The organism is Sphingomonas sp., assembly GCF_050725575.1.
Taxonomy (GTDB): domain Bacteria; phylum Pseudomonadota; class Alphaproteobacteria; order Sphingomonadales; family Sphingomonadaceae; genus Sphingomonas.
The window spans coordinates 94,594-111,222 of sequence record NZ_JBOHHW010000011.1; the positions used below are offsets into that span (position 1 = coordinate 94,594).

The 16,629-nt window shown below is 64.1% G+C and carries 13 protein-coding genes; 2 read left to right on the plus strand and 11 right to left on the minus strand.

Going from position 1 to position 16,629, the window contains the following annotated elements; all coding sequences use genetic code 11:
* Window positions 1–110: 110 nt before the first annotated feature.
* Together ACRECS_RS10150 and ACRECS_RS10155 are read right to left on the minus strand one after the other, a co-directional pair.
* Window positions 111–950 (minus strand): MOSC domain-containing protein, encoded by an 840-nt coding sequence (locus ACRECS_RS10150; protein WP_431582843.1) that lies wholly within the window; start codon window positions 948–950, stop codon window positions 111–113.
* A gap of 61 nt (window positions 951–1,011) precedes the next feature.
* Window positions 1,012–1,365, minus strand: coding sequence for a winged helix-turn-helix transcriptional regulator (locus ACRECS_RS10155; RefSeq protein WP_431582844.1), 354 nt, complete (start codon window positions 1,363–1,365; stop codon window positions 1,012–1,014).
* A gap of 116 nt (window positions 1,366–1,481) precedes the next feature.
* Here ACRECS_RS10155 and ACRECS_RS10160 point away from each other — a divergent pair, with 116 nt between their 5' ends.
* The gene (locus tag ACRECS_RS10160; RefSeq protein WP_431582845.1) at window positions 1,482–2,231 is read left to right on the plus strand and encodes an SDR family NAD(P)-dependent oxidoreductase; all 750 of its coding nucleotides are present in this window, start codon (window positions 1,482–1,484) and stop codon (window positions 2,229–2,231) included.
* A gap of 53 nt (window positions 2,232–2,284) precedes the next feature.
* Here the strand turns inward: ACRECS_RS10160 and ACRECS_RS10165 are convergent, their stop codons facing one another.
* The 4 genes from ACRECS_RS10165 to ACRECS_RS10180 are packed head-to-tail and all read right to left on the minus strand — an operon-like array spanning window position 2,285 to window position 6,661.
* Window positions 2,285–3,286: a pyridoxamine 5'-phosphate oxidase family protein gene (locus ACRECS_RS10165; RefSeq protein ID WP_431582846.1), complete on the minus strand. Its 1,002-nt coding sequence runs from the start codon at window positions 3,284–3,286 to the stop codon at window positions 2,285–2,287.
* Window positions 3,283–3,489, minus strand: coding sequence for a hypothetical protein (locus ACRECS_RS10170; protein ID WP_431582847.1), 207 nt, complete (start codon window positions 3,487–3,489; stop codon window positions 3,283–3,285). The genes ACRECS_RS10165 and ACRECS_RS10170 overlap by 4 nt, the downstream gene beginning before the upstream one ends.
* Complete coding sequence (locus ACRECS_RS10175) at window positions 3,489–4,631, minus strand: PepSY-associated TM helix domain-containing protein (protein ID WP_431582848.1); 1,143 nt, start codon at window positions 4,629–4,631, stop codon at window positions 3,489–3,491. The genes ACRECS_RS10170 and ACRECS_RS10175 overlap by 1 nt, the downstream gene beginning before the upstream one ends.
* A gap of 14 nt (window positions 4,632–4,645) precedes the next feature.
* A complete protein-coding gene (locus ACRECS_RS10180) occupies window positions 4,646–6,661 on the minus strand; it encodes a TonB-dependent receptor (RefSeq protein WP_431582849.1) in 2,016 nt (671 codons plus the stop codon).
* A 173-nt stretch (window positions 6,662–6,834) separates the two neighbouring features.
* On the opposite strand from ACRECS_RS10180, the gene ACRECS_RS10185 reads away from it, so the two are divergent.
* On the plus strand, window positions 6,835–7,824 hold the full coding sequence (locus tag ACRECS_RS10185; protein WP_431582850.1) for a helix-turn-helix domain-containing protein: 990 nt from the start codon (window positions 6,835–6,837) through the stop codon (window positions 7,822–7,824).
* Between the two features lie 316 nt (window positions 7,825–8,140).
* Here the strand turns inward: ACRECS_RS10185 and ACRECS_RS10190 are convergent, their stop codons facing one another.
* The 5 genes from ACRECS_RS10190 to cysS all read right to left on the minus strand — a co-directional run bounded on the left by ACRECS_RS10190 (window position 8,141) and on the right by cysS (window position 16,616).
* The gene (locus tag ACRECS_RS10190) at window positions 8,141–11,092 is read right to left on the minus strand and encodes a TonB-dependent receptor plug domain-containing protein (RefSeq protein ID WP_431582851.1); all 2,952 of its coding nucleotides are present in this window, start codon (window positions 11,090–11,092) and stop codon (window positions 8,141–8,143) included.
* A gap of 366 nt (window positions 11,093–11,458) precedes the next feature.
* A complete protein-coding gene (locus ACRECS_RS10195; RefSeq protein WP_431582852.1) occupies window positions 11,459–12,502 on the minus strand; it encodes an alpha/beta hydrolase fold domain-containing protein in 1,044 nt (347 codons plus the stop codon).
* A gap of 40 nt (window positions 12,503–12,542) precedes the next feature.
* Complete coding sequence (locus ACRECS_RS10200) at window positions 12,543–13,913, minus strand: class II 3-deoxy-7-phosphoheptulonate synthase (protein ID WP_431582875.1); 1,371 nt, start codon at window positions 13,911–13,913, stop codon at window positions 12,543–12,545.
* 291 nt (window positions 13,914–14,204) lie between these two features.
* Window positions 14,205–15,140 (minus strand): D-2-hydroxyacid dehydrogenase, encoded by a 936-nt coding sequence (locus tag ACRECS_RS10205; protein WP_431582853.1) that lies wholly within the window; start codon window positions 15,138–15,140, stop codon window positions 14,205–14,207.
* Between the two features lie 48 nt (window positions 15,141–15,188).
* The gene (cysS, locus tag ACRECS_RS10210; RefSeq protein ID WP_431582854.1) at window positions 15,189–16,616 is read right to left on the minus strand and encodes a cysteine--tRNA ligase; all 1,428 of its coding nucleotides are present in this window, start codon (window positions 16,614–16,616) and stop codon (window positions 15,189–15,191) included.
* Window positions 16,617–16,629 lie beyond the last annotated feature (13 nt).

Below are 16,629 nucleotides of genomic sequence, written 5' to 3' on the forward strand. Positions count from 1 at the left end.
CGGTCGGTGAGCCTTTATCGTGCTCCACGCTTCATCGCCTCGGCCTTCCCGCTTGGGACCCGGCCTTCGCCGGGAAACCGGTAAGCATGGGTGGTGACAAGAGGCATCTGCTATTGGCGCAGATTGCTCTCGCCCTCTTCCAGTATCTCCACCGCATCGCCCAGCGCGATCTCGCCCGGCCCATCGGCGATCGCGTTCTGGCCGAAGATGATGCCGCCCTTCGCCATCCGCCCCATTGCGCGCAGCGTGGTGAGCGGGTCGTTTCCCTGTTCCTGCGCGCCGGTCAGGGGATGCTGAGTGGTGATGACGCAGCGCGCGCAGGGTTTGACGATGCGCAGCGTGACGGTGCCGATGCGGATCCGCCGCCAGCGATCCTCCGCCCATGCCTCGGCGCCGGTGACGACGATATTGGGCCGGAATCGGTCCATGCCGACCGGCACGGCGAGCTGGGTGTTGAGCGCCTGGAGCGAGGCTTCGGTCGTGATCAGGAAGGGGAAGCCATCAGCCAGGCTGACCTGGTCGTCTTCGGCGGCATAGCGCGGATCGACCGGGCGCCGGACCGTATCGGGTTGATGGACGAGCCGCACCGGCTTGCCCAGAGCCTCGGACAGGAAGGCAGCGGTAGCAGCGGGCGCGAGGTGCGTGGAGACCGTGTCACGCCAGATCTTCGCCTCGACCGTCGCGGCATCTTCGCCCGGGCGATCGACGCGGTGCGTGCCCAGATCGGGATGCGTGAGGATCAGCGCATCGCCGTCGAACGCGACATCGAACAATGCCATATGCGGCAATTCGCGCCGTGTCTGGAAACGGTCCTTATCGTCGATCAGCATCCAGCGCCTATCGCCGGTGAAACCGCGCGGACCGACCGGGGCGTGTTCAAGCGGATGGCCGCGCAGGCTCTTGACCGGATAGCGGTGGAGGCCGGCGATGCGCGGGGAGGGCGAGGTCATGACCGGCGTCATACCGCAATGGCCGGCGGCGTCCATGCCGGAGGCGGGCCGACCTGCCAGCCTATGCCGCCAGGTCGGCGGTGGCGCGCCTGATCTCCTCCACCCTGGCGCGATTGGTGCTGCCCCATTCGCATAGCGGCATCAGTGCCTCGGCCAGGCTGCGGCCATAAGGCGTGATGGTATAATCGACGCGCGGCGGCAATTCGCGGTAATCGGTCCGCTCGACCACGCCGTCCGCCTGCAGCTCGCGCAGATGCTGGATCAGCACTTTCTCGCTCACCCCCTCGACCAGCCGCCGCAGCGCGCCGAAGCGGCGCGGCTCGCGGGCGAGGTGGAACAGGATCATCGGCTTCCATTTGCCGCCCACCACCGCAAACGCCACGTCCAGCCCGCAGTCCGATTTCCGTCCGGCCATCGTCTTTCTCCATACTTACCTCAAGGTAGGTACTGTTATTGAAGAAAGCCAGTGTCCATCTGCGCTTCCACCAGATGAACGCCGGCGCTGGGCCGGCCGGACGAAAGGACAAGATGATGGCAAGACTGGATGGAAAAGTGGCGGTGGTGACGGGCGCCAATAGCGGTATCGGCCTGGCGATCGCGAAGCGCTTCGCAGCGGAAGGGGCGAAGGTGTTCATGACCGGCCGCCGCCAGGCAGAGCTCGACGCGGCGGTCGCCGAAGTCGGGCAGGGCGCGCGCGGCGTGCAGGGCGATGTCTCGGTCCTTGCCGATGTCCAGCGGCTCTATGCGGTCGTCAAGGCAGAGGCCGGCACGATCGATGTGGTCGTCGCCAATGCCGGGCTTGGCGAGCTTGGCGCGTTGGGGTCGATCACCGCGGCGCATCTCGACCATGTCTTCGGCGTCAATGTGAAGGGCACGGTCTTCACCGTGCAGGAGGCGCTGCCGCTGCTCAAGGATGGCGGCAGCATCATCATGACCGGATCGACATCGGCGACCACCGGCTTTCCCCATGCCAGCAGCTATGCCGCGACCAAGGCGGCGATCCGCAGCTTCGCGCGCAGCTGGATGATGGAGCTCGCGCCGCGTCGGATCCGGGTCAACACGCTGACGCCGGGCGGTACCTCGACCCCCGGCTGGCACGCGATCGCGCCGAATGAGGAAATGCACCGGGCGATGATCGAACAGGTCGAACAGACCACGCCATGGGGCCGGCTGGGCGAGCCGGACGAAGTGGCGGGCGCGGCCTTGTTTCTGGCGACGGATGACAGCCTGCTGGTCAATGGCGGCGAGCTGTTCGCCGATGGCGGCGCGGCGCAGATCTGAGGTGATGGTTCGCCGGCTGCCGCGGGGCGGCCGGCGAACGCTCCGCACAGGCCTCAATACAGATTCGTGTCGTAATCCTTGTCGAGCCCCTTGCGCATCAGCCCGGGGATCGAGACGGCGGCGCCGATCAACTTTGCCTGCAGGCCCTTGTCCTTGTTGATCTTGAGATGCGCGACGAACAGCTTGGCGGCATCGAGATCGGGGATGTCGCCGAGCGGCCATAACTGGGCCCGCGCCAGCGCGGCGCTCGGCTGAAGCTCAAGGTCGAGATCGTCGATGCAGGTCGCGAGCGCCGGGACCTTGTCGCGCACCGCGAAGCCGGCGCGGATCCCGGCGTCGGCGGAGGGGCGCGCGGTACCGCACAGACGGACGATATGAGTCGCGCCCGGCACCAGCAGGATGGCCACGACGCGCGGCTGTGCGACGATGTTGCGCAAACTATCGGCGCGGCGATTGCCGGGCCGTTCGGCGAACCACAGCCGCCCGTCCGCGAGATGCACCATATCGCCTTCCGGATCGCCCTTCGGACTGAGATCGGCGGCGCCGGCGGCATCGACCGTGGCGAGCGCCATGAAGCGGCTGGCGGCGATGAAAGCGGTGGGATCGTCGCTCGCAATGTCTCGCGGCTGGGCCTTCCAGAACTCTGACCGGATCAGCGCCTTGGCGCAATGTGCATAGCATTCCTCGACCGCGACGGTGATGCTGGCCGCATCGCACGCCGCGACCCGGCCATTGACGCGCAGCGTCTCGCCGATCCCGGGCAGCAGGAACAATGAGCAAAAACTGTCACCCGGTCGCGCAACCGCCGGGTCATCGAGCGCATCGGTGGGGATGGTGAGCAGCCCCGGTTCGGCGCGGACGAACCCGGGCGTGCCGCCGCCCAGCGTGATCGACATGCCGCGCGCACCGGCGACCCCGGTGAACAGGCAGGGCGATGCGGCGATCCAGCGCATCGCCAGCGGGTCGATATGGTCGATCACTTTCAGATGCACCGGCGGGGGCGTCTTGCCGATACAGGCCTCCAGCGCGGCGATGCTGTCGACCCAGTCGGTCATCGCGTCCCTCGCCCCCGCCAGGCGACGATCATCACGACAATGGTCCCGCCGAGTGTCGCCCAGGAGATGAGATCGTACCAGCCGTCGCCGACCAGCGCCGCGACCAGGCCGATCGCATTGGCCAGCGCCATTGCCAGCGGCCAGCGGAAGATCCGCCAGCTCGATTGCCGGGTCGGCGCGCCGGGTTTCAGGCCAGCGTTCATCATCCCTCCGTCACGCCGCCGGCGCTGAGTTCGGCGACACGCTTGTCGAGCGGCACGCGCCGCCGGCCGAGCCAGAGATACAGGCCGCTGATCAGCACGATAATCGCCGCAATGTCGAGCAGCGCCCAGATGATCTTCAGCGGCATGCCGCCATAATCGCCGAAATGCAGCGGCACCGACAGGAACAGGGTCTTCACGTACCAGGGCATCTCGCGCAGGTCGGTAAGCCGGCCGGTCGCGGCATCGACCAGTGCCGGACGGATCAGCCGCTCGGTCAGCGGCGTCTTGCCACTCAGGCCGATCATGTAATGGTGCTGCGTGCTGAACTGGCTGCCGGGCCAGGCGACGAAGCTGACGCGTCCATCGGGCACCGCCGCGCGCACCCTCGCCACCGCCGCATCGACCGGCGCCAGCCGTGCCGGCGGCTTTGCGTCCTTGTACGGTGCGGCCATCTCGGCCAGTTCGTCCATTTGCCAGATCATCGTGATCGGCAGGGTCATGGTGATGATGAAGCCGGTCAGCCCGACCACGCTGATCCAGCCCAACGTGACGATGCCGATCATATTGTGCGTGTCGAGCCATTTCACTCGCTTGCTGCGGTCCTTGCGCACCGTGCCGAAGGCAAGCTTGCGCATGAACGGCGCGTAGACCACCACGCCCGAGACGATTGCGACCATGAAGACCAGCCCGATCAGCCCGAGGAACAATTGCCCGGGAATGCCGAGCAGCAGATGCGAATGCAGGTCGAGCAGGAAGGCCATCACGCCCTCGTCGGCGGGCGGGGCATGGAGCCGTTCGCCCGAGCGCGCATCGAATGGCAGGATCTTCACCTGGCTCTCATCTGCTGCCATCGACGGTGCGATCACCGCGGAGACGATCGGCTTGTCCGGATCCCAGGTCAGGAACATCATGTGCCAGCCGGGCTGTTCGGCCACCGCGCGGCGGCCGATCGCGTCGAGATTGACCGGGCGCGCCTCGACCTGTGCGGCGATCACCGGCGCGCGGGTCAGGTCGTCGATCTCGTGGTGGAAGATCAGCGGCAGGCCGGTCAGGCAGAACATCAGCAGGAAGGCGGTCACGACCAGGCTGGTCCATTTATGGACCAGGTACCAGCGGCGAATGTTCTTTTGCGACAAGGCCATGATCCCGCCGCCCGCTAGAACCGCAGCTCGACGCCGGCGCTGATCTTGCGCGGCTCGAGGATCGTGGCGAGATCGGTCGCCTCGGACAGGCCAAGTCCGATCCACACCGGCTTGCCGCTGTCGAGCAGATTGCGCACCGAGAAGAATAATCGCGCCGGGCCGATCTTATAGGCCAGCCGTCCGTTCACCACCGTATAGGCGCCGACCTGAGTCCGTGCGTCGTTGAGCACGTCGGAGAAATAGCCGTCGGTATAGCGGACATCGGCGCCCAGTTCGAACTTGCCGTCGGGCGAAAAATTGAACCCGGTTGCCAGGTTGAACCCCGGCGCGCGGGGCAAGTCGTTGCCGACCGTCAGCGGATCATTGTAGCGGTTGATCCTGGTCCGCAGCACGCCGACATTGGCGAAGACCTCATTGCCCCGCGAGGGACGCCAGCTCAGCCCGGCCTCCGCGCCATACGTCGTGGTGCGTTCCGCGTTGCGGATCACGACCGACAGCGGCGAGAGATAGAAGGGGAGCTGCATGTCCTTGTAGCGATTGTAGAATATATTGCCGGTCAGGGAGAGGTCGCGGGACAGTTTTGCGCGCACGAACCCTTCATAATTCCACACATATTCGGGCCGGTAGGTATATTCCACGAACGGCGCGAAGAAGGTGATGCCGGCGCCGCCAGCGCTATAGCCACGGCTCGCGGTGATGCCGGCGGTCACATCCTTGGTCACGTCGAGCGAGATCGTCGCCTTGGGCAGGAATTCACGATAGGTTTCGCGGAAATTGGCCAGCAGCGGGCCGGTCGCACCGACGCGGTAGCGCTTCTCCACTTCGTAGCGCGCGCCGAGGATGATCGACAGCGGCTCGGCCGGCCGGATCGTCACTTCGCCGAACAGGGCAGTGGTGTCGGTTTCATCACGGTACGCGCCGCCGCCGAACAGGTCGATCGTCTCGTCCTGATGCGTGCGGAAGACATAGGCGGCAAGGAAGCCCGATAGCGCGCCGTCGGCGGGCGCGTAGCGGATCAGCGGCTGCGCGACATATTCGCGCCCGTCGATCCGCAGATTGCCCTCGAATGCCGGTGCGGTGCGGTCGATTCGGAAGTCGGCGGCCGACAACAGCAGCTCAAGCGACAGCGCTGAATCGAGCGCCACACTGGTGTCCATGACGCCAACGGTCGACCGTGTCCTGAATGCCGACATCCGCGGATAGGAAGGAACGAGCTGCGTGAACGGACGGGCGATGGAGAAGGACTGTGGCTGGCGTGCGTCCTGATAGGACAGCGTGAATTGCGAGCGCACGCCGGGTGCCGGGGTCAGCAGCAGCTTGCCGCGAAACGTCTTGGCGTCGAAGCGGTCGGGATCGTCATTTTCCGGATAAGGGGTGAAATCGAGAAAGCTGCGGCTGCGCTGCCAATCGGCGCTGACGCGAAAGGCGGCGATATCGTCCACGATCGGCCCGCCGACCGCGCCCGACAGCTGAAGCTCGTCGCGATTACCGACGATTGCGCGCGCCGCGCCGTGCCAGGCGAAGCTCGGGTCGGTAGTCTTGACCGCGATCACCCCGGCGATCGAGTTGCGGCCCTGCAATGTGCTTTGCGGCCCGCGATAGACTTCGACCTGCGATGCGTCCCACAGGCTGGTGTCGCCGAACACCGCCTCGTTGAAACTCAATGTCCGGCCATCGACCTGATAGGTCAGGCGGGGGCGGACGCCGGCCAGGAACGCGGTGATGCCATTGCCGACGCCCGTGCCGTCGATGCCGCGGATCGCCGGCAGGTCGTTGCCGGGCTCGGTCGTGACGATATTGGGGATGCGGTCGAGCAGGTTGTTGACCGAATAGACTCCCGATGCGCTGGCAATGTCCCTGGCGGTCGAAACGTTGACACTGGCCGACGTCTCCTTGAGCGAACGATTGGCGCGGTCGGCGATGACGATGATGTCCTCGTCGGCGCGTGCCGCTTCCTGTGCCCGGGCAATGCCGCTGGACAGCAACGCGACCGATGCCGCCCCCACGAGCATCAGCGTTCGGAAAGACATCGACAAATTCCCCTAATATACGCTTCGGCGCAGCGCCTCGACGCCATCACGGCAGAGTTCTGCGAGGCATTCGCATTAGCAACTGCTCTTATGGCGTGCTATGGCGACGACTATTGCGCGACGGTCGAAGACTATCGCGAAACGCAAGCTTTGCGATCGCCGGGGAGCACGCGATGGGAGTCATGGCACGGGTCCAGGGAGATTTCTCGGTATCCGACCTGGTGCGCGAAGCGGCCGCGCAGTCGCTCCCGCTTCCCGCGACGCCCGAGGCTTCGGTTATCGTCGACAGTCCGATCATGTCGGGTATGGTCATTGCCGAGGATGTGCAGCCGGGCCTGACCCTGTCGGCGCGCGAGATCACCTATCGCGATGAGGGCCTGTTCGACGTCAGGGTCGACCGGATGCTGATGTGCGGTCTGTTGCTATCGGGCGATACCGAACCGCTCGAAGTGCCCGGCCACCCCGCGATCCTGCATTCGGCCGAGCGGCTGACCTTGATCGGGTTCGGTGATCCGTCCTCGTGCCGGCGCTCATGCCGTGCCGGCCAGTCGAACCGCGCCTTTGCGATCCTGCTCACCCCGGCGTTTTTCGATCGCTTCGGCGACACCGTCGCGGACGAGGGGCTGGTGGCGCTGCGCGGGCTGCTCGATCCGGGCTTTCATGTCCGGTCGCTGGCCGCGCCGCGCCCGATCGTCGCGCTGGCCAATGACGTGTTCGATCGCGATTACACCGGCCCGCTCCGCACCTTGTTCCACGAAAGCGTGGCGCTGCGCTATCTGCTCGAGATCACCGGGCAGCTGCGCGACGAAACGCGGCTGGTCGGGCGGATCGGGCGGCGATCCTATGACCGCGTGTACGGCGCACGCGAGATACTGGACAGCGCGATGGTCGACCCGCCCGAGACGCTCGACCTCGCGCGTCAGCTCGGCACCAACGTCACCACGCTTCAGGCGAGCTTCAAGGCCGCGTTCGGGACGACGATCTTCGGTTATGTCCGGCAGCGCCGGCTGGAAATGGGCCGCGCGCTGATCGAGGAGCATGGGCTTGGCGTGGCGGACAGCGGGTTTCGCGTCGGCTTCACCAACCCCGCGGCCTTCACCGCCGCCTATCGCCGGCATTTCGGTGAGGCGCCGACCCGGCGTCGCGATACCCGGTCGCACTGATCCGAAGGGTTGGGGATTTCGGATCGGTGCCGGAGCTCTGGCATCTTCAGGATCAGATTAAGTACCTGATATATATAATAAACTATATAACAGCCTCGCCGCGATGCGGCCTGGGATATGACACAACCGGTGTCCCATATCTCCTGCGCTCGACCCGGCAGTCCGGTTCCTGCCGACCCTGTGCCGGCCGCGATTCAACCATCGCACGGGATCGGGCATGTCATCCCTTGCCGGACTGATACCGGCGCAAATTCGGATAAAAAAAGGGGCAGCTCCCGAAGGAGCCGCCCCAAAACCTCTTGGATCTATGTGAGAACTAGAAGCGAACCTGAGCGCCGGCATAGAACCGGCGACCGAACGGATCATAGACGTCCGCTGCTGTGGTCGTGCCGGTGATCGTGCCGGTAAAGACCGTGTCCTCAAGCTTCGGCGGCTTGCGGTCGAACAGGTTGTTCACGCCGAAGAACAGCTCGAACTTCTCGCCAACGGCGGTCTTCAGCTGCACGTCATGATACAGGCGTGCCTTGATCTTGTTGTGGCCGTCGATGACTGGATCGCCAGTGGCGCTGTTTTTCTCGAAGCGATAGGGGTCCTGATCATACATCGAGCTGACAAAGGTGGTCGACCAGGAAAGGCCGAAACCATTGGGCAACTCGTAATTCAACCGCCCCGTGACCTTGTCCCGGAACACGGCGCCATTGGTGAAGGCGCCGCCGAATTCGAGGTTGCCGACGCCGTGACGTACCGGCGATGCAACATCGGCCTGCGTGTCGAACTTGAACGTGTGCGTCCACAGCACGTTGAAATCGAGACGGTCGTTGCTGACCAGCCCGAGCTCGCGCCCGTAGCGCACAGCCGTGTCGATGCCGCTCGTCTTCAGCGAGGCGATATTGACGTTCTGTGCGTTCACCGTCCTGATGAAGCCGGTGTTCGGGTTGCGAAGCACATTGGCGCAGAACTGCGGCAGGGCTGCCGTCAGGCACTGCTCGATCGAGGTCTGGCGATCAATGATGCCGATCGCGTTATCGACCTTGATGTTGAAGTAATCGATCGTCAGGTTGAAGCCCCGAAGAGCACGTGGTGCCAGCACCATGCCCAAGGTCAGCGTCTTCGCCTTTTCTTCCTGAAGTGCGGTATTGCCGCCATCGAAGCCATTGATCGACTGGAGATCAGCCGGAGTATATGTGAAGCTATGGGTGGCGCTGTTCGCGATGGTCGCATTGACCCCGGGGATTGCGCGGCATGTATTCGCAAGCGTTCCGGTTGTCGTGGCGGTGATACCGTTGCACGGATCGCTGATGCCCGTCGGGAAGGTTTCCGAAGGTGGCTGGAAGAGCTCATTGATGTTCGGTGCCCGGTTTGCCACGGCGTAATTGCCGCGGAAACGCAGACCGGAAACCGGGGCCCATTCTGCCCCGGCATTCCAGCTGAACACATCGCCGATCGTCGAATAGCTCGAATAGCGCGCCGCACCCGTCAGGCTGAGGCTGTGGAAGAAGGGCTGATCCTTCAGGATCGGAACACTAAGCTCCCCGAACACCTCTTTGACGTTGAACTTGCCGACCGTGTCGGGGGTCTTGTTACCGGAGTTGAGGCCGGCGTTGGTGAGCGCATCCCAATCGTCCACGCTCTTTTCGCGACGATACTCGGCGCCAATCGACGCCTGGACGGCGCCGGCCGGCAGGACCTGGAACAACGGGCCCGAAATGTTGGCCGAGAAAACATCTTCGGTATTCTTGATGCGCTCTTCGCGAGGCATTGCCGCAGTGACATAGGCAGCGGCTGCGGGGCTCACCGAATTATAACCGAACAGGTTGATCGGAACGCAGCCTGCCGCGCGGGCCGCCACGTCGCGGCAGACAACCTGTCCGCCGACCGTGATCGCATCAAGCGCGTTGGCGTATTTCGAAATGTCCAGATCTTCGGTGTAGGTGTGATCCTTCAGCTCGCCATGGACGTACGACAATTCGTAATTGAATTTCTCGGCAACCGTCCCCTTGAAGCCGGCCGCAACGCGCCAGGTTTCCCGGCGGTTATTGTTGCTGCGGCTGAAAACCTCATTCTGGCGGCGCCGGAACGCAATATGATCGACATCGTTCGTGGGATCGGCATCGCCGTTACGCGCCGCGATCTGGGCTTTGATGGCGGCGGGGACGAACGGGTTGTCGATCGAATAGCCGGCGCCGACGTCAAGCTCGGAATCCAGCGCAGCGGGTTCGATGGCGGAGCTCGACTTCACCTTGACATAGGTACCCTCGACGAATGCGGTGATCTCGGGGGTGATGTCATAATGTGCAGCGACGTTGCCCATATAACGTTCGACCGGCGTCGAGATACGACGGACAGCATTGCGGTTGAAGCCATCCCCTGCTCCGAGCACGAGGTTATTGCTCGGGTCGAACGAGAATAGTTCGGTGGTGAAGCCGTTATTCCCTGTGGGTCTGCCATTGTTGAACAGTTGAAACCGGCCTTGCGCCGAATAGCTGCTGTACGACTGCGGACCGCATCCGAGGAAGGAGCAATCCTCCGCCGAGATCGCGCGATCGCGCGACAGCAGCCCGCCGTCCTTGTCATAGGTAAAGTTGGCAATGATCCCACCGGCTTCATCGGCGCCGAAGCTGGTCCCGCCCGTCACGCTGATATTATAGCGCGGGTTGTCGCCCTTGTCGGTGATGCCGGCCTGGGCGCGGGCGGTGAGGCCCTCGATCTTGTCCTTGAGGACGAAGTTCACGACACCGGCGATCGCGTCCGAGCCGTAAATTGACGATGCGCCGCCGGTAACGACCTCGACGCGATCGATGAAGTCGGCGGGAATATTGTTGACGTCGACAACTGAGGTGCCGGCAAGGCCCGCGACAAACCGGCGGCCATTGACGAGCACGAGGGTCCGCGCGTCGCCGAGGTTACGCAGGTTGATCGTGGAAACGCCGTTGCCGCTGGTCAGGAAGTTGGAGTTGGTGTTGCTGAGGCCGGGGATGCCGACCTGCGGCAATTTGGCCAGTACATCCTGGATGTTGGTCGAGCCACCGCGGCGAATGTCGGCGCTGCCGACAATGGCGACGGGGGTCGGCGAGTCGAGTTCCGGCCGCGCAATGCGCGAACCCGTAACGACGATATCCTTGGCCGTATCCTGTGCCGTGTCGTCCTGTGCGACTTCGGTTGCGGGCGCATCCTGGGCATGGGCCGGCACGGTCGCTGCAAGCATGGTGAACGGCGCGATACCGGCGAGCAGGAACGACCTGCGCGCAGCGCGAGTACAGATTTTCATGTGTTTAAGCTTCCCTTTTTCCCAACGCACCCTGACGGCGGTTGTCGAAATTGACACACCCATGCTCTTCCCGGGCAGCACGGATGGCGGCCCGTAGCACGTGGTACGCGCGGTCTGTAAAGGCGCTGTATAGCGTTTGGCGCTGATTTCAGCCATTTTTGGGCGCTTATGTAACACAAATAACACAACTGGCGCCCATTCGCGGTCGGGTCGCGCACGTACCGACGGCAGAATCTTCCGACGTGCGAAGTGTCGTTATGTTGCCGCGAGTTTGCAGCCTTCGGCGCGCCGGTCGTGGCCCGTCGAATGCGGTATCAAAGTGCTTTCGTGACAGGCATGGTCGGCAGTGACGCCGTGCCTCCGAGCCTATTTTGCGCGAGCGAGATGTGCGTCGAAGAAAGCTGCCGCGCGCGCCACCGCGAGGCGAGATTCGGGCGAGTGCGACGCCAGCGTCTGGAAGACGTGTGGCATGCCTTCATAGATATCGAGCACTGCCTCATGCCCGCCGGATCGGATCGCCTGATACTGGCGCACGAAATTGCTCAGGAAGATCTCGCGCGTGCCGCCCTGGATCAGCGTCGGCGGAAAGGCTTTCGAGTAATCGCCATAGACCGGTGACACATAGGGGTTCTTCTGGTCGGCCGGTGCCGCATACACATCCGCGCCCCAGGCAAGCGACTCGGTTTTAAGCGACGGATCGGCCGCGGCCAGCGTGGTATAGGTATCACCGGTGGCGGTGATGTCCGACCAGGGCGAGAGCAGCAGCAGCGCGCCGGGCAGCGGCAGCCCCTGGTCGCGCATCTTCAGCACCGAGCCAGCGACCAACCCGCCGCCGGCCGAATCACCGAACATGCCGATCGTCGCAGGCTTCGCACCGGCGGCAATCAGCGCCTTCCACACCGCCAGCACCTGATCGGTGGCGGTGCGCCAATTGCCCTGTGGTGCAACGGTGTAATCGATCGAGATCACTTCACGGCCAGACGCGGCAGCGACGAGTGCGCCGGTGAGGCGCGACGATTTGGCCGAGAAGGAGACATAGCCGCCGCCATGAACATAGATCAGCGGCGCCGTGCCCGCCTTGTGATTGGCCGGTCGCAACCGCAGGACCGGGACATCACCGAGCCGGCCGGGCGTCTCGGTGATGTTCAGCGGCTTGACGGTCGCGGTGACGAACGGTTCGATCATCGCCTCGAGCCGGTCGTAGGACGCTTTCCAGTCAGCCGGGCCATTGGGCTTGGCCGGCGCCTTGCTCCCTCGCGAGAGCCCGTAAATCATCTTCAACTCAGCCGCCGCTTCCGGCGAGATGGTGCTGGGCATGTCGACGCGAGGGTCGGGCTGGGCCGGCGCCGATTGCGCGAAGCCGGCCGTCGCCGCGCCAAAGGTCAACAATGCGGCGATGAAAACCTTCATGTGACGCTTCTCCCGGTTCCGGCCGATCTTCCGTCGTTTGTCAGGCGGCTGCCCGCCGCCGCTCCGCCATTTCCACATTGAGCATTTCGGCAAGCAGGAACGCAAGCTCAAGGCTCTGCCCGGCATTCAGCCGCGGGTCGCAATGCGTGTGATAGCGGTCGGCCAGCGACTGTTCGGTCACATCGACCGCGCCGCCGGTGCACTCGGTGACGTTCTGGCCGGTCATTTCGGCATGGATGCCCCCCGCGATCGACCCCTCCGCACGATGCACGGCGAAGAAGCCGCGCACCTCGGCGAGAATGCGCTCGAACGGCCGCGTCTTATAGCCGTTTGCGGCCTTGATCACGTTGCCGTGCATCGGGTCGCAACTCCACACCACTGGATGGCCTTCGCGCAGCACCGCGCGGACCAGCTTGGGCAGGCCAGCCTCGATCTTGTCATGGCCATAGCGCGTGATCAGCGTCATGCGGCCGGGAACGCGTGCCGGGTTGAGCGTGTCGAGCAGACGCAACAGAGCGTCGGGCTCAAGGCTGGGCCCGCACTTCATGCCGATCGGGTTGCCGATGCCGCGCAAATATTCGACATGCGCCGACCCCTCGAAACGAGTGCGGTCGCCGATCCACAGCATATGCGCGCTGGTGTCGTACCAGTCGCCGGTGAGCGAATCTTGCCGCGTCAGTGCCTGTTCGTAGCGCAGCAACAGCGCCTCATGGCTGGTATAGAATTGCGTCTGGCTCAGCTGCGGCACGGTCTCGGGGCTGATGCCGCACGCTTCCATGAAATCGAGCGCCTCGCCGATGCGGTCGGCAACGTCGGAATATTTCTTCGCCCACGGGCTGCGGCCCATATAGTCGTGCGTCCAACGATGCACCTGGTGCAGGTTCGCATAGCCGCCGGTCGCGAAAGCGCGCAGCAGGTTGAGCGTCGCGGCCGATTGCGAATAGGCGCGGATCATGCGCTGCGGGTCGGGCTGGCGCCCGGCCGCGGTGAAGTCGATATCGTTGACGATGTCGCCGCGATAGGCGGGCAGCTCCACATCGCCCTGGATCTCGGTATCGGCGGAGCGCGGCTTGGCGAACTGGCCTGCCATGCGGCCGAGCTTTACCACCGGCAGCTTCGATGCATAGGTCAGCACGACGGCCATCTGCAGCAGCACGCGGAACGTGTCGCGAATGTTGTTCGCGCTATGCTCGGCAAAGCTTTCGGCGCAATCGCCACCCTGCAGCAGGAACGCCTTGCCTTCTGCGACCTTGGCAAGATCGGCAGTCAGGTTGCGCGCCTCGCCGGCGAAAACCAAAGGCGGGAATTTCTCCAGCGCGTCGGTCGCGGCGTCCAGCGCGACCGGGTCAGCATAGGTCGGAAGCTGTCGCGCCTCGGCCTTGGTCCAGCTGTCGGGGGCCCAGGTGCTCATGTCATTCTCCGTGCGTATTGCAATGTACCAGTCGGCATGGGTGGCGATACCGTTCGCCGCGATCTGGTTGACGACCGGGCCGCTGGCGCGTTTGCCATCCTCTTCCCAGCCCTGAACCGTGCTGCCCGGCGCGCTGTACCACGCACCGAACGCCGCCCGGGTGAGTGCGCGTTCCTCGCGGAAGCGCTTGATCTTGAGGCCGGCCATCGTCGTCATAAACTGGCCATTACCCAGTTGGGGTAATGCGGGCAAGCGAGAATTTCCCCATTAGGGTAAATTGCTGCATTCGGGTCAATAGCCGGCGGCGAGATCGACGACATTCTCCATTGGGCGGCCAGCCAAAAAGGCGTCGAGATTCTTCAGGAACAGGACGCCGGCACGCTGGAACATCTTGGTCTGGCTGCGGCCGGAAAGATGCATGGTGTGGATCGCATTGGGCGCGTCCCAAAGGGGGTGCTCGGGCGGCAGCGGTTCGGGCGTGACGGTATCGAGGAATGCCCCGGCGATGCGGCGTGCGGTCAGCGCCTCGATCAGCGCGTCCTGGTCGACCATGTCGCCGCGCGCGATGTTAATCAGCCAGGCACTCCGCTTCATCGCGGCAAATTCTTCAGCGCCGAACATCGCCTTGGTCTCGCCGGTTGAGGGGGCCGCGAGGATTACCCAGTCGAAGTCGCCGAGTTTGCCGCGCCATGCGTCCGGTGTCAGCGTGCCGTTACGGCCCGAGCGAGTGACGCCGGTCACTGTCACACCAAATGCCGTGAGCCGGTCGCCGATCAGCTTGCCGATCGCGCCATAGCCGATGATCAGCGCGGTCGTATCGAGCAACTCGACCTGGCCCGGCGCGGCGATGGTCCATTCATGGCGGTCGGCGAGGCGGACAACTTCGTCGAAGCGCTTGGCCGCGGTGAGTACGCCCATCACCGCATATTCGGCCACCGCGACAGCGTTGATGCCGGTGCCGTTGGTAACGGTGATGCCGCGTTCCTTGAGCAGGTCGAGCGGGAAGGCGTCGAGGCCGGCGAAAATGGTCGAGAGCCATTTGAGCCGCGTGCCAAGCGCTGCGACTTCACCCGAATGGCCCGAGCGCTGCATGTCGACCCAGGCGATGTCGGCATCGAGCACCATCTGCTCGGCCTCTTCGCGCGAAGTGAACCAGGCGATCTCGAGATCGGCAGGAAGATGCGGTTCGAGCAAAGGGCGGGCGAGGGCGGGGAGAACGGCTTTCATGATCTTGGCAATCTCCTAGTCAGTCGCCTATCGCCGTCAGGGGGCAGGTCAGGCGTTCAGTTTCCAGTCCCAGCCCAACGGGTCACCGTCCATAACCTCGACTCCCGAAGCGGCCAGTTCGTCGCGGATCGCATCGGAGCGGGCGAAATCCTTGTCGGCGCGCGCCTGTTTGCGGTCGGTCAGGTGGGCGTCGATGGCTTCGGTGGTGAGCGTTGCATTGGCCGGCCGCACGCGCAGATCGGCACGGGTGAGGCTGGAAAGTTGAAGGCCGAGCACGGCATCGAACGCGGTCAGCGTCGCGAGGCGATCAGCGGCGGGAAGCCGCTTGTCGGCAATCATTTCTTCCAGCACCGGCAAGGCGCGTGGAGTGGCGAGGTCATCGGATACCGCTTCATCGAGCCGTGCGAGATACGCAGTAGCGCTGTCCGTAGTGCCAATTGTATCGCTGTGCAGGCGCTCGATCGACTGGACGAGCCGCTTCAACCGCGTCGCGGCGGCGGCGAGATTGCCCCAGGTGAACTCCAGTTCGCTGCGATAGTGCGCCTGCAGGCACAGCAGGCGATAGGCGAGGGGGTGATAGCCGGCATCGACCAGCACTTGCAGCTTGAGGAACTCGCCGGTCGATTTCGACATCTTGCCGCCGCGATCTACTAGGAAGTTGTTGTGCATCCAGATCCGCGCACCGCTGTCGCCACACGAGCAGAACGCCTGGTTCTGAGCAATCTCGTTCGGATGATGGATCTCGCGGTGATCGATACCGCCGGTATGGATGTCGAAGGGATGGCCGAGATGCTCATGGCTCATCACTGAGCATTCGAGATGCCAGCCCGGCGCGCCCTTGCCCCAGGGTGAATCCCATTCCATCTGGCGCTGTTCGCCCTCCGGTGATTTGCGCCAGATCGCGAAGTCCTGCGGATGACGCTTGCCCGAGACCGGGTCGATGCGGCTCTCGCCCTCATCAGAGACGGTACGGGCGAGGCGACCATAATCGGGCACGCTACTCGAATCGAAATACAGACCCGAATCGATCTCGTAGCAATGTGCGGGCGCGATCTTCTCGGCGAAGTCGATCATCTGCGCGATATGGTCGGTCGCGACGGTCCATTCGGCTGGCGGCACGATATTGAGGCGAGCGACGTCGTGCTTGAACGCATCGGTGTAATGCGCGGCGATCTCCCAGATCGATTTCGCCTGGGCGGCGGCGGCCTTTTCCATCTTGTCGTCGCCGGCATCGGCATCCGAGGTCAGATGCCCGACATCGGTGATGTTGATGATGTGCTTGGTCGGCCAGCCCTTCCAGCGCAACACGCGGCCAAGCGTGTCGGCGAACAGGAAGGCGCGCATATTGCCGATATGCTGATAATTATAGACCGTCGGGCCACAGGTATAGACGCGCACCAGTGACGGATCGATCGGCTCGAATGTTTCGAGTGAGCGGGTGAGGCTGTTATACAGGGTCAGGGATGCGCCAGTCATGGCGCGGGGCATA

What these genes read in the sequence shown, in the direction of transcription:
- ACRECS_RS10200 (WP_431582875.1), bottom strand. Translation starts at nt 13,913, where the DNA reads ATGAGCACCTGGGCCCCCGACAGCTGGACCAAGGCCGAGGCGCGACAG.
- ACRECS_RS10170 (WP_431582847.1), bottom strand. Translation starts at nt 3,489, where the DNA reads ATGAACGCTGGCCTGAAACCCGGCGCGCCGACCCGGCAATCGAGCTGG.
- ACRECS_RS10205 (WP_431582853.1), bottom strand. Translation starts at nt 15,140, where the DNA reads ATGAAAGCCGTTCTCCCCGCCCTCGCCCGCCCTTTGCTCGAACCGCAT.
- ACRECS_RS10150 (WP_431582843.1), bottom strand. Translation starts at nt 950, where the DNA reads ATGACCTCGCCCTCCCCGCGCATCGCCGGCCTCCACCGCTATCCGGTC.
- ACRECS_RS10195 (WP_431582852.1), bottom strand. Translation starts at nt 12,502, where the DNA reads ATGAAGGTTTTCATCGCCGCATTGTTGACCTTTGGCGCGGCGACGGCC.
- ACRECS_RS10160 (WP_431582845.1), top strand. Translation starts at nt 1,482, where the DNA reads ATGGCAAGACTGGATGGAAAAGTGGCGGTGGTGACGGGCGCCAATAGC.
- ACRECS_RS10175 (WP_431582848.1), bottom strand. Translation starts at nt 4,631, where the DNA reads ATGGCCTTGTCGCAAAAGAACATTCGCCGCTGGTACCTGGTCCATAAA.
- ACRECS_RS10185 (WP_431582850.1), top strand. Translation starts at nt 6,835, where the DNA reads ATGGGAGTCATGGCACGGGTCCAGGGAGATTTCTCGGTATCCGACCTG.
- ACRECS_RS10190 (WP_431582851.1), bottom strand. Translation starts at nt 11,092, where the DNA reads ATGAAAATCTGTACTCGCGCTGCGCGCAGGTCGTTCCTGCTCGCCGGT.
- ACRECS_RS10180 (WP_431582849.1), bottom strand. Translation starts at nt 6,661, where the DNA reads ATGTCTTTCCGAACGCTGATGCTCGTGGGGGCGGCATCGGTCGCGTTG.
- cysS (WP_431582854.1), bottom strand. Translation starts at nt 16,616, where the DNA reads ATGACTGGCGCATCCCTGACCCTGTATAACAGCCTCACCCGCTCACTC.
- ACRECS_RS10155 (WP_431582844.1), bottom strand. Translation starts at nt 1,365, where the DNA reads ATGGCCGGACGGAAATCGGACTGCGGGCTGGACGTGGCGTTTGCGGTG.
- ACRECS_RS10165 (WP_431582846.1), bottom strand. Translation starts at nt 3,286, where the DNA reads ATGACCGACTGGGTCGACAGCATCGCCGCGCTGGAGGCCTGTATCGGC.